The sequence below is a fragment of the Pseudomonas sp. 28 E 9 genome, from assembly GCF_900004785.1.
Taxonomy (GTDB): Bacteria; Pseudomonadota; Gammaproteobacteria; order Pseudomonadales; family Pseudomonadaceae; genus Aquipseudomonas; species Aquipseudomonas orientalis_A.
The window spans coordinates 36,243-48,741 of the sequence record NZ_CVTK01000030.1 but is presented as its reverse complement, the minus strand read 5'-3'; the positions used below and the strand labels follow the sequence as shown (position 1 = coordinate 48,741).

9 protein-coding genes are annotated in these 12,499 nt (G+C 59.0%); 7 read left to right on the top strand and 2 right to left on the bottom strand.

Going from position 1 to position 12,499, the window contains the following annotated elements; all coding sequences use genetic code 11:
* Positions 1–45: 45 nt before the first annotated feature.
* The 7 genes from gyrA (at position 46) to rpsA (ending at position 10,942) form a co-directional block, all read left to right on the top strand.
* Positions 46–2,700: a DNA gyrase subunit A gene (gene gyrA / locus BFQ00_RS06685; protein WP_065933005.1), complete on the top strand. Its 2,655-nt coding sequence runs from the start codon at positions 46–48 to the stop codon at positions 2,698–2,700.
* Between the two features lie 210 nt (positions 2,701–2,910).
* Positions 2,911–3,996, top strand: a complete 1,086-nt coding sequence (gene serC / locus BFQ00_RS06680) for a 3-phosphoserine/phosphohydroxythreonine transaminase (RefSeq protein ID WP_065886409.1) — start codon at positions 2,911–2,913, stop codon at positions 3,994–3,996.
* Positions 3,996–5,090, top strand: a complete 1,095-nt coding sequence (gene pheA / locus BFQ00_RS06675) for a prephenate dehydratase (RefSeq protein ID WP_053132458.1) — start codon at positions 3,996–3,998, stop codon at positions 5,088–5,090. The genes serC and pheA overlap by 1 nt, the downstream gene beginning before the upstream one ends.
* A 9-nt stretch (positions 5,091–5,099) precedes the next feature.
* The gene (gene hisC, locus BFQ00_RS06670; RefSeq protein WP_065933004.1) at positions 5,100–6,212 is read left to right on the top strand and encodes a histidinol-phosphate transaminase; all 1,113 of its coding nucleotides are present in this window, start codon (positions 5,100–5,102) and stop codon (positions 6,210–6,212) included.
* A 28-nt stretch (positions 6,213–6,240) separates the two neighbouring features.
* Complete coding sequence (locus tag BFQ00_RS06665; RefSeq protein WP_065933029.1) at positions 6,241–8,451, top strand: bifunctional prephenate dehydrogenase/3-phosphoshikimate 1-carboxyvinyltransferase; 2,211 nt, start codon at positions 6,241–6,243, stop codon at positions 8,449–8,451.
* Positions 8,448–9,137 carry a (d)CMP kinase gene (gene cmk / locus BFQ00_RS06660; RefSeq protein WP_012722932.1) on the top strand — a complete coding sequence of 230 codons (690 nt, stop codon included), beginning with the start codon at positions 8,448–8,450 and terminating at the stop codon, positions 9,135–9,137. The genes BFQ00_RS06665 and cmk overlap by 4 nt, the downstream gene beginning before the upstream one ends.
* Before the next feature lie 119 nt (positions 9,138–9,256).
* Positions 9,257–10,942, top strand: a complete 1,686-nt coding sequence (rpsA, locus tag BFQ00_RS06655) for a 30S ribosomal protein S1 (protein ID WP_065886412.1) — start codon at positions 9,257–9,259, stop codon at positions 10,940–10,942.
* A gap of 137 nt (positions 10,943–11,079) precedes the next feature.
* Here the strand turns inward: rpsA and BFQ00_RS30350 are convergent, their stop codons facing one another.
* Positions 11,080–11,481, bottom strand: a complete 402-nt coding sequence (locus BFQ00_RS30350) for a GtrA family protein (protein ID WP_065886413.1) — start codon at positions 11,479–11,481, stop codon at positions 11,080–11,082.
* An 8-nt stretch (positions 11,482–11,489) separates the two neighbouring features.
* Positions 11,490–12,497 (bottom strand): glycosyltransferase family 2 protein, encoded by a 1,008-nt coding sequence (locus tag BFQ00_RS06645; protein WP_083227305.1) that lies wholly within the window; start codon positions 12,495–12,497, stop codon positions 11,490–11,492.
* Positions 12,498–12,499: the final 2 nt, after the last annotated feature.

Below are 12,499 nucleotides of genomic sequence, written 5' to 3'. Positions count from 1 at the left end.
AATGGATGTAACGAAGTTTCACCCGAAAAAGGAATCAGGCTTCTCATGGGCGAACTGGCCAAAGAAATCCTCCCGGTCAATATCGAAGACGAGCTGAAACAGTCCTACCTCGACTACGCGATGAGCGTCATTGTCGGTCGGGCACTGCCTGATGCGCGCGACGGCTTGAAGCCCGTGCACCGGCGTGTGCTGTTCGCGATGAGCGAGCTGGGTAACGACTGGAACAAGCCGTACAAGAAATCTGCCCGTGTTGTCGGTGACGTGATCGGTAAGTATCACCCCCACGGCGACACTGCGGTGTACGACACCATCGTTCGGATGGCCCAGCCGTTTTCCCTGCGCTACCTGCTGGTAGACGGCCAGGGTAACTTCGGTTCGGTCGACGGCGACAACGCCGCGGCCATGCGATACACCGAAGTGCGCATGACCAAGCTGGCGCACGAACTGCTGGCCGATCTGCATAAGGAAACCGTGGACTGGGTGCCGAACTACGACGGCACCGAAATGATCCCGGCCGTCATGCCCACCCGTATTCCCAACCTGCTGGTCAACGGTTCCAGCGGTATCGCCGTGGGCATGGCCACCAACATCCCGCCGCACAACCTCGGTGAAGTCATCGACGGTTGCCTGGCCCTCATCGACAACCCCGAGCTGACCGTCGATGAGCTGATGCAATACATCCCCGGCCCGGACTTCCCGACCGCCGCGATCATCAACGGTCGCGCCGGCATCATCGAAGCCTACCGCACCGGTCGCGGCCGCATCTACATGCGCGCCCGCTCGATGATCGAAGACATCGACAAGGTCGGTGGCCGCCAGCAGATCGTCATCACCGAACTGCCGTACCAGCTCAACAAGGCGCGTCTGATCGAGAAGATCGCCGAGTTGGTTAAAGAGAAGAAGCTCGAAGGCATCACCGAACTGCGCGACGAGTCCGACAAGGACGGTATGCGCGTAGTCATCGAGCTGCGTCGTGGCGAAGTGCCCGAGGTGATCCTCAACAACCTCTACGCCCAGACCCAGCTGCAAAGCGTGTTTGGCATCAACGTGGTTGCCCTGATCGATGGCCGCCCACGCATCCTGAACCTCAAGGATCTGCTGGAAGCCTTCGTCCGTCACCGCCGTGAAGTGGTCACCCGTCGTACCGTGTTCGAACTGCGCAAGGCCCGCGAGCGCGGCCACATCCTGGAAGGCCAGGCGGTTGCGCTGTCGAACATCGACCCGGTAATCGCCCTGATCAAGGCTTCGCCGACGCCGTCGGAAGCCAAGGAAGCCCTGATCAAGATGCCGTGGGAATCCAGCGCCGTGGTGGCCATGGTTGAACGCGCCGGCGCTGATTCCTGCCGGCCCGAGACCCTGGACCCGCAATACGGCCTGCGTGACGGCAAGTATTTCCTGTCGCCGGAACAGGCCCAGGCCATCCTGGAACTGCGTTTGCACCGCCTGACCGGGCTGGAGCACGAGAAGCTGCTGGCCGAGTACCAGGAGATTCTCAACCAGATCGGCGAGCTGATCCGCATCCTCAACAGCGCCGTGCGCCTGATGGAAGTGATCCGCGAAGAACTCGAAGTGATCCGCGCCGAATACGGCGACGTGCGCCGCACCGAAATCCTCGATGCGCGCCTCGACCTGACCCTGGGTGACATGATCCCGGAAGAAGAGCGTGTGGTGACCATCTCCCACGGTGGCTACGCCAAGACCCAGCCGCTGGCGGCGTACCAGGCCCAGCGCCGTGGTGGTAAAGGTAAATCGGCTACCGGCGTCAAGGATGAGGACTACATCGCTCACCTGCTGGTCGCCAACAGCCACACCACGCTGCTGCTGTTCTCCAGCAAGGGCAAGGTGTACTGGCTGAAAACCTACGAAATCCCGGAAGCCTCCCGTGCCGCCCGTGGGCGCCCGCTGGTCAACCTGCTGCCGCTGGACAGTGATGAATACATCACCACCATGCTGCCGGTCGAGGAATACACCGAAGGTCACTTCATCTTCATGGCCACCGCCATGGGCACCGTGAAGAAGACTCCGCTGGAATCCTTCAGCCGTCAACGCAGCGTGGGCCTGATCGCCCTGGAGCTGGATGAAGGCGACGTGCTGATCTCAGCCGCGATCACCGATGGCGAGCGCGAAGTCATGCTGTTCTCCGACGGCGGCAAGGTCACGCGCTTCAAGGAATCCGACGTTCGCGCCATGGGCCGTACCGCCCGCGGCGTGCGCGGCATGCGCCTGCCGGAAGGGCAGAAGCTCATCTCCATGTTGATTCCGGAAGAGGGCAGCCAGATCCTTACCGCTTCCGAGCGTGGCTACGGCAAGCGCACCGCCATCAGCGAGTTCCCGGAGTACAAGCGTGGCGGCCAGGGCGTGATCGCCATGGTCAGCAACGACCGCAACGGCCGTCTGGTCGGCGCGGTGCAGGTACTCGACGGCGAGGAAATCATGTTGATTTCCGACCAGGGCACCCTGGTACGTACCCGCGTGGCGGAAGTATCGAGCCTGGGCCGTAACACCCAGGGCGTGACCCTGATCAAGCTGGCCAAGGACGAAAAACTGGTCGGCCTCGAGCGTGTGCAGGAGCCTTCGGAAGTTGAGGGCGAAGAACTCGAAGGTGAGGAATTCGATGGCGAGGTGATTGCAGCCGGCGATGACAACGTCGACGAGCCAACCCTCGATGCTGCCGCAGACGAAGAAGAACCGCAGGAATAAGCGGACACACAGGGGGCGGATGAAGATTCGCCCCCTTGTTGTTTGTCCCCTTTGAAATATAACGCCGCCCCCTGTAGGAGCGAGCTTGCTCGCGAAAATCGCCAACGATGACGCGGGCTGCCTGATACGCCTTGCGCTCTCGGGTTTTTCGCGAGCAAGCTCGCTCCTGCAGTGTTTGATTTCAGTCCCACCAGATCAGAGAGATTGGATGTGAGCAAGAGAGCCTATAACTTCTGTGCCGGTCCCGCGGCGCTTCCTGAAGCAGTCCTGCAGCGCGCGCAGGCTGAACTCCTCGACTGGCATGGAAAAGGCCTCTCCGTGATGGAAATGAGCCATCGCAGCGATGAGTTCGTGTCCATCGCCACCAAGGCCGAGCAGGATCTGCGCGACTTGCTGGACATCCCCTCCCACTACAAAGTGCTGTTCCTGCAGGGCGGCGCGAGTCAGCAGTTCGCCCAGATCCCGCTGAACCTGCTGCCCGAAGGCGGCACGGCCGACTATATCGACACCGGTATCTGGGGTCAGAAGGCCATTGAAGAAGCCTCCCGCTACGGTCATGTCAATGTGGCAGGCACCGCCAAGCCTTATGACTACTTCGCCATTCCTGGTCAGAACGAATGGAAGCTGTCCAAGGATGCGGCCTACGTGCACTACGTCGCCAATGAAACCATCGGCGGCCTGCAATTCGACTGGGTGCCGCAAGTGGGCGATGTCCCGCTGGTGTGCGACATGTCCTCGGACATCCTCTCGCGTCCGATCGACGTGTCCCGGTACGGCATGATCTACGCCGGCGCGCAGAAAAACATCGGCCCGAGCGGCATCCTGGTCAACATCATCCGCGAAGACCTGCTCGGCCGCGCGCGCTCGGTGTGCCCGACCATGCTCAACTACAAGGTCGCGGCCGATAATGGCTCGATGTACAACACCCCGCCGGCATTCGCCTGGTACCTGTCCGGCCTGGTGTTCGAATGGCTCAAGGAGCAGGGCGGCGTGGCTGCCATGGGCAAGCTCAACGAAGTGAAGAAGCGCACCCTGTACGACTTCATCGACGCCAGCGGCCTGTACAGCAACCCGATCAACCTCGCCAATCGCTCATGGATGAACGTGCCATTCCGCCTGGCTGACGACCGCCTGGACAAGCCGTTCCTGGCCGGTGCCGACGAGCGCGGCCTGCTGAACCTCAAGGGTCACCGTTCGGTCGGTGGCATGCGCGCCTCCATCTACAACGCCGTCGACATCCACGCCATCAACGCGCTGGTTGCCTACATGGCAGAGTTCGAAAAGGAACACGGCTAATGTCTGAGCAAGAACTCAAGGCCCTGCGGGTACGCATCGACAGCCTGGACGAAAAAGTCCTCGAGCTGATCAGCGAGCGCGCACGCTGCGCCCAGGAAGTGGCCCGGGTGAAAATGGCGTCCCTGGCGGAAGGCGAGGTGCCGGTGTTCTACCGGCCCGAGCGCGAGGCTCAGGTGCTCAAGCGCGTGATGGAGCGCAACAAGGGGCCGCTGGGCAACGAAGAGATGGCGCGGTTGTTCCGTGAAATCATGTCCTCGTGCCTGGCGCTGGAGCAGCCGCTGAAAGTGGCGTACCTCGGCCCGGAAGGCACCTTCACCCAAGCGGCGGCCATGAAGCATTTCGGCCATGCCGTGATCAGCAAGCCAATGGCGGCGATCGACGAAGTGTTCCGCGAAGTGGCGGCCGGTGCGGTGAATTTTGGCGTGGTGCCGGTGGAAAACTCCACCGAAGGCGCGGTCAACCACACGCTGGACAGCTTCCTGGAACACGACATGGTGATCTGCGGCGAAGTCGAACTGCGTATCCATCACCATCTGCTGGTGGGCGAGAGCACCAAGACCGACAGCATCAGCCGTATCTATTCCCACGCCCAGTCCCTGGCCCAGTGCCGCAAGTGGCTGGACGCCCATTACCCGAACGTCGAGCGCGTGGCGGTCTCCAGCAATGCCGAGGCGGCCAAGCGGGTCAAGGGCGAGTGGAACTCGGCGGCGATTGCCGGCGATATGGCGGCGGGCCTGTACGGGCTCACGCGCCTGGCCGAGAAAATCGAGGACCGTCCGGACAACTCCACGCGTTTCCTGATGATCGGCAGCCAGGAAGTGCCGCCCACCGGCGACGACAAGACCTCCATCATCGTCTCCATGAGCAACAAGCCCGGCGCGTTGCATGAGCTGCTGGTGCCGTTCCACGACAACGGGATTGACCTGACGCGCATCGAGACGCGTCCTTCGCGCAGCGGTAAATGGACCTACGTGTTCTTTATCGACTTCATCGGGCATCACCGTGACCCACTGGTCAAAGGTGTGCTGGAGAAAATCAGCCAGGAGGCCGTGGCACTCAAGGTGCTGGGCTCTTACCCGAAAGCGGTTTTGTGAGGCTTTGACATGAGTGGCAACTTCCTCGCCCTGGCGCAGCCGGGCGTGCAACAACTCTCGCCTTACGTTCCGGGCAAGCCTGTGGACGAGTTGGCGCGTGAGTTGAATCTGGACACGTCCAAAATCGTCAAGCTGGCGAGTAACGAAAACCCGCTGGGCCCGAGCCCCAAAGTGTTGGCGGCGATTCGGGAAGAGTTGGCGGAGCTGACCCGTTATCCCGACGGCAACGGCTTTGCCCTCAAGTCGTTGCTGGCGCAAAAGTGTCGGGTCGAGCTGAACCAGGTGACCCTGGGCAATGGCTCCAACGACATCCTCGAGCTGGTCGGCCGGGCCTACCTGGCACCGGGCCTGAACGCGGTGTTCAGTGAGCATGCATTCGCGGTCTACCCGATCGTCACCCAGGCCGTAGGCGCCAATGCACGGGTGATTCCGGCAAAGGACTGGGGCCACGATCTGCCGGCGATGCTGGCCGCAATCGATGCGCAAACCCGCGTGGTGTTTATCGCCAACCCGAATAACCCGACGGGCACCTGGTTCGATCAGCAGGCCTTGAACGAATTCCTGCAGGACGTGCCCGAGCACGTCCTCGTGGTGCTGGACGAGGCTTATATCGAGTACGCCGAAGGCAGCGACCTGCCGGATGGCCTGGCCTTCCTGGCGGCCTATCCGAACCTGCTGGTGTCGCGCACCTTCTCCAAGGCCTACGGCCTGGCGTCGCTGCGGGTTGGCTATGGCTTGTCCAGCGCGGTAGTCGCCGATGTGCTGAACCGTGTGCGCCAACCGTTCAACGTTAACAGTCTGGCCCTGGCGGCGGCCTGCGCGGCGTTGAACGATGCCGATTACCTCGAGGAAAGCCGTCGCCTCAACGAGCGCGGCATGCAGCAATTGCAGGACGGTTTTCGCGAGTTGGGCCTGGGCTGGATTGCGTCCAGGGGCAACTTTATCTGCGTCGACCTCGGTCAGGTAGCCGCCCCGGTCTTCCAGGGTTTGCTGCGCGAAGGCGTGATCGTGCGCCCGGTGGCCAATTACGGCATGCCCAATCACCTGCGCGTCACCATCGGTTTGCCGGCTGAGAACAGCCGCTTCCTGGAGGCGTTGGCCAAGGTTCTGGCCCGTGGTTGATTTCACTGCACTGCAACCTGCTGTGCCTATGATCGGTCGCCTGGTGGTGGTTGGTCTTGGGTTGATCGGTGGATCCTTCGCCAAAGGCCTGCGCGAGAGCGGCTTTTGCGGCGAAGTGGTCGGCGTGGACCTGGACCCGCAATCGCGCAAGCTGGCGGTGGAGCTGGGGGTGGTGGATCGCTGCGAGGCGGACCTGGCCATCGCGTGCCAGGGTGCTGACGTGATCCAGCTGGCCGTGCCGATCCTGGCCATGGAAAAGCTGTTGGCGATTTTGGCCGGCCTGGATTTGGGCGGCGCGATCCTCACGGATGTCGGCAGCGCCAAGGGCAACGTGGTGCGCGCGGCGCAACTGGCGTTTGGTGAAATGCCGCCGCGTTTCGTGCCCGGCCATCCGATTGCCGGCTCCGAGCAGAGTGGGGTGGAAGCCTCCAACGCCCAGCTGTTTCGTCGGCACAAAGTGATCCTGACCCCACTTGCGCAGACCGATCCTGCGGCCTTGGCCGTGGTGGACCGGTTGTGGCGCGAGTTGGGGGCGGATGTGGAGCATATGCAGGTCGAGCGTCACGACGAAGTGCTGGCGGCGACCAGCCATCTGCCCCATCTGTTGGCATTCGGCCTGGTGGATTCATTGGCCAAGCGCAACGAGAACCTGGAGATTTTCCGCTATGCCGCCGGCGGCTTCCGCGACTTCACGCGGATTGCCGGCAGCGACCCGGTGATGTGGCACGACATCTTCCTCGCCAATCGTGAAGCGGTGTTGCGTACCCTCGATACCTTCCGCAGCGACCTCGACGCCTTGCGCGACGCCGTGGATGCGGGCGATGGCCATCAACTCTTGGGTGTGTTCACCCGTGCGCGGGTGGCGCGTGAACACTTCAGCAAGATCCTGGCGCGGCGCGCCTATATGGAAACCGCAGTGGATGCCGACGAACTGACCTTCATCGCCCGTCCAGGTGGCCGCTTGAGCGGGCGCATTCGGGTGCCGGGTGACAAGTCGATCTCCCATCGCTCGATCATGCTGGGCTCATTGGCTGATGGCGTGACCGAAGTGGAAGGCTTCCTTGAAGGTGAGGACGCCCTGGCGACCTTGCAGGCATTTCGCGACATGGGCGTGGTGATTGAAGGGCCGCACCACGGGCGCGTGACGATTCATGGCGTGGGCTTGCATGGCTTGAAACCGGCGCCGGGGCCGATCTACCTGGGCAATTCCGGCACGTCCATGCGCCTGCTGTCCGGGTTGCTGGCGGCGCAGCGCTTCGACAGCGTACTGACGGGCGATGCGTCGCTGTCCAGGCGCCCGATGAGCCGCGTGGCCAAGCCGTTGCGGGACATGGGTGCACTGATCGAGACCGGGCCGCAAGGGTGCCCGCCGCTGACCATACGCGGTGGCCAGGCACTCAAAGGCATCAATTATGTACTGCCGATGGCCAGTGCCCAGGTGAAATCCTGTGTGTTGCTGGCCGGACTGTATGCCGAAGGCAAAACCGCAGTGACCGAGCCTGCACCGACCCGCGACCACACCGAGCGCATGTTGCGCGGTTTTGGTTACCCGGTGACCGTGGAGGGCGCGACGGCGTCGGTCGAGTCCGGGCATACGTTGACCGCTACCCATATAGAAGTGCCGGGGGATATTTCCTCCTCGGCATTTTTCCTGGTGGCGGCCACGATTGCCGAGGGTTCCGAGTTGTTGCTCGAACATGTCGGTATCAATCCGACCCGCACCGGGGTGATCGATATTCTGCGCCTGATGGGCGCGGACATTACCCTGGAAAACCCGCGTGAAGTGGGTGGCGAGCCGGTGGCCGACTTGCGTGTACGCGCCGCTGTGCTCAAAGGCATCGAGATTCCCGAAGCGCTGGTGCCGCTGGCGATCGATGAATTTCCCGTGCTGTTCGTCGCCGCCGCCTGCGCCGAGGGGCGCACCGTGTTGCGCGGTGCCGAGGAGTTGCGGGTGAAGGAATCCGATCGCATCCAGGTCATGGCCGACGGTCTGTTGGCGCTGGGTGTGAAGTGTGAACCGACATCTGATGGGATTATCATTGATGGCGGCCCGATAGGCGGCGGCGACGTGCATGCCCATGGCGATCACCGCATCGCCATGGCATTGAGCGTGGCGTCGTTGCGAGCGGCGGCGCCGATTCGTATCCGTGACTGCGCTAACGTCGCTACATCTTTTCCGAACTTTCTTACACTGTGTGCCCATGTCGGCATGCGTGTAGCCCAAGAGGCTCAATTGTGAATATCAAAGCACCGGTGATTACCATCGATGGGCCAAGCGGCTCGGGCAAAGGCACGATCGCCGGCATTCTGGCCAAGCGTCTCGGCTGGTGCCTGCTCGATTCCGGCGCGCTGTATCGCCTGCTGGCCTTCGCTGCGCGCAACCATGGCGTCGACCTGACCAACGAAGAATCCCTGAAGCTGCTGGCGGCGCACCTTGACGTCCAGTTCGTCGGCGCGACGGAAGGTCATCCCCAGCGGATCATCCTCGAAGGCGACGATGTGACTGACGACCTGCGTAACGAGCAAGTCGGTTCCTGGGCCTCCCAAGTTGCCGCGTTGCCCGCCGTGCGTGACGCATTGCTCCAGCGCCAGCGCGCGTTTCAGGAGCCGCCGGGCCTGGTCGCCGACGGCCGTGACATGGGCACGGTGGTGTTTCCAGAGGCACCGCTGAAGATTTTCCTGACCGCCAGCGCCGAGGAACGTGCTCGCCGCCGTTACTTGCAGTTGAAGGGCAAAGTCGATGGTGTTAGTCTGTCGAGTCTGCTAGATGAGATCCGTGCACGCGATGAGCGTGATACCCAGCGTGCGGTAGCCCCGCTCAAGCCGGCGGCTGACGCCATACAGCTGGATTCCACGGAGTTGTCCATCGAGCAGGTGCTGGAACGCATCATGAGTGAGATCGCCATTCGCGATATCGCCGGGTGACCAAGAAGGCTGCAGGGGACCAGTCATAGTCCTGCGGTGCTTCTTCTAATTGAAACTGACCCATACCGTCTGGGGTGTGGAGATGGGCGTATTCTTCGCCCTTATCAACAGGAATTAAAATGAGCGAAAGCTTTGCGGAACTCTTTGAAGAAAGCCTAAAAACCCTGAACCTTCAGGCAGGCTCCATCATCACCGGTGTTATCGTTGATATCGATTACCAAGCTCGCTGGGTAACCGTTCACGCTGGTCTGAAGTCTGAAGCTCTGATCCCGCTGGAACAGTTCTACAACGATGCTGGTGATCTGACAATCAATGTCGGTGACGAAGTTCACGTTGCTCTGGACTCGGTTGAAGACGGTTTCGGTGAAACCAAGCTGTCCCGTGAAAAAGCCAAGCGCGCTGAATGCTGGATTGTTCTCGAAGCAGCCTTCGCAGCTGAAGAAGTGGTCAAGGGCGTTATCAACGGTAAGGTTAAAGGCGGCTTCACTGTCGACGTTAACGGCATCCGTGCGTTCCTGCCAGGTTCTTTGGTCGACGTTCGTCCTGTGCGCGACACCACGCACCTGGAAGGCAAGGAACTCGAATTCAAGGTCATCAAGCTCGACCAGAAACGCAACAACGTTGTTGTTTCCCGTCGCAGCGTCCTGGAAGCAGAGAACTCCGCCGAGCGTGAAGCTCTGCTGGAATCCCTGCAGGAAGGCCAACAAGTCAAAGGTATCGTCAAGAACCTCACCGATTACGGCGCATTCGTCGATCTGGGTGGCGTCGATGGCCTGCTGCACATTACCGACATGGCTTGGAAGCGTATCAAGCATCCATCGGAAATCGTCAACGTTGGCGACGAGATCGATGTCAAGGTTCTGAAATACGATCGCGAACGCAACCGTGTTTCCCTGGGCCTGAAGCAACTGGGTGAAGATCCATGGGTCGCTATCAAAGCCCGTTACCCAGAAAGCACCCGCGTGACCGCGCGTGTTACCAACCTGACCGATTACGGCTGCTTCGCTGAGCTGGAAGAAGGCGTGGAAGGCCTGGTACACGTTTCCGAAATGGACTGGACCAACAAGAACATCCACCCTTCGAAAGTCGTACAAGTCGGCGACGAAGTGGAAGTTATGGTTCTGGACATCGACGAAGAGCGTCGTCGTATCTCCCTGGGCATCAAGCAGTGCAAATCTAACCCATGGGAAGATTTCTCTGGCCAGTTCAACAAGGGCGATAAAATCTCCGGCACCATCAAGTCGATCACCGATTTCGGTATCTTCATTGGTCTGGACGGCGGCATCGACGGCCTGGTTCACCTGTCCGACATCTCCTGGAACGAAGTTGGCGAAGAAGCTGTTCGTCGTTTCAAGAAGGGCGACGAGCTGGACACCGTTATCCTGTCGGTTGACCCAGAGCGCGAGCGCATCTCCCTGGGCATCAAGCAACTGGAAAGCGATCCGTTCTCCGAGTACGTACAAGAGAACGACAAAGGCGCCATCGTTAAAGGTACAGTGAAAGAAGTTGACGCCAAAGGCGCCATCATCACTCTGGCCGACGATATCGAAGCGACTCTGAAAGCCTCCGAAATCAGCCGTGACCGCGTTGAAGACGCGCGCAACGTTCTGAAAGAAGGCCAGGAAGTTGAAGCCAAGATCATCAGCGTTGACCGCAAGAGCCGCGTAATCCAACTCTCCATCAAGTCGAAAGACGAAGTGGAAGAGAAAGAAGCTATCCAGAGTCTGAAAGAAACTCCGGCAGCTGCAACTGGCGAGACCACCATGGCCTCCCTGCTGCGCGAAGCAATGGCTAAGCAGAACTAAGTTCTGTAAGGCTGTAGAAAAAGGGCGACTTCGGTCGCCCTTTTTTGTGCCTGTTGGTTCAGTCTGATGAGGCTTGAAGTTTGTAATCCAGTAGCACTTCAGTGAATAGCGCTGGCACGCTTGCTTGAAAGATAGATTTATTCGCGAACCGATTGTTCACGAAAGACAAAGTACTTGCATGTAAAAAAACCAAAAAATGCGACAACTATGATTGCAAAAATCTGAACAAGTTGATGAGGGTAAAGTAACTTATCGACAAGTAGATACAGAAGTATAAAGTTTATGAGGTACCCGGTTAAATGCATCTGTATGTATCGAATCAAGGCGCCTCGATTCTTTCGCTGGGAAAACGTCCATCTGTAATTGAACGTATAACTGGTGAGAACACCTATTATATAAATCAGCGTCATCGCCAGCTTTTCACCACTTCCGCAATACACGAGCAATAAGTAGCCCAGATAAAGAAGGGCGTTATTGGTCAGGCCAACAATGCCATAGCGTATCAACTGTGAAAAAGCGGGTGAGGCAAAAAAGCTCATTTTGGCCTTCATTCTTTTTCGAGGCTTGATGTAGATCGAGATGTTTGTGTGTGTGCGCCAAATGTGTCTTCAGATAAATCGTATGTTTTTCGTCCTACAATATACAAGGGGCGATTTTTTGTCTGGTCAAAGGTTTTACCGACATATATGCCAACAATGCCCTGGATGGAAATGACAATGCCACCAATAAAGAATGTAGAAACCATGAGGCTGGTCCAGCCCTGTACAACGGCTCCGTGTAGCATTGTGGTGAAAATGAGGTATGCCCCATAGATAAATGCCAATGCCGCCATGGCGAAGCCTAGCTTTACTGCAAGCCGAAGCGGTTTGTCCGAGTAGGCAATTATTGTCTCCATTGCCAGGTTCCAGAGCTTTGAAAATGTATAGGTACTTTTCCCGTCCAAGCGTTCTGCATGCAAGACTTCGATCCCGGTGCTGGAAAAGCCTGTCCAATGAACCAGTGCGCCAAAAAATCGAAGTTGCTCACGCATCTGGCAGAGGTTATCGACTACCTTTCGCGACATGATACGAAAGTTTCCGCTATCGCCATTATATTCAAAGTCAGCCAGATAGCTGAACGTTTTGTAGAACAGCCAAGAGGTGAATCTCTTAAGAAGCGGATCACTTCGTTTGCCTCTCAAGGCCAAAACAATATCGTAACCTTCTTGCGCCTTGTCATAGAGACGAGGAATTTCTTCAGGGCGATCCTGAAGGTCGCAATCCATCACAACGACCCATTTGCCTCGGCAAGCATCCAGGCCTGCCGTGATTCCATAGTGCTGGCCAAAATTTCGACTCAACTGGATGCCACGTACTCTTGGGTCTGCCTCGGCGAGGCGCTCTATCATTTGCCATGAGCGATCACCCCCGCAGTCTTCTATCAATACGATTTCGAAATCGAATGAGATTTCCTCGAGGGCGGACTTTAGGCGCAAGTAAAGTTCGTCAAGTGAGTTTTCGGCTTTGTAAACGGGAACGATCACCGAGATATGAGGTAGCGTCAATTTTGCGGGCATAA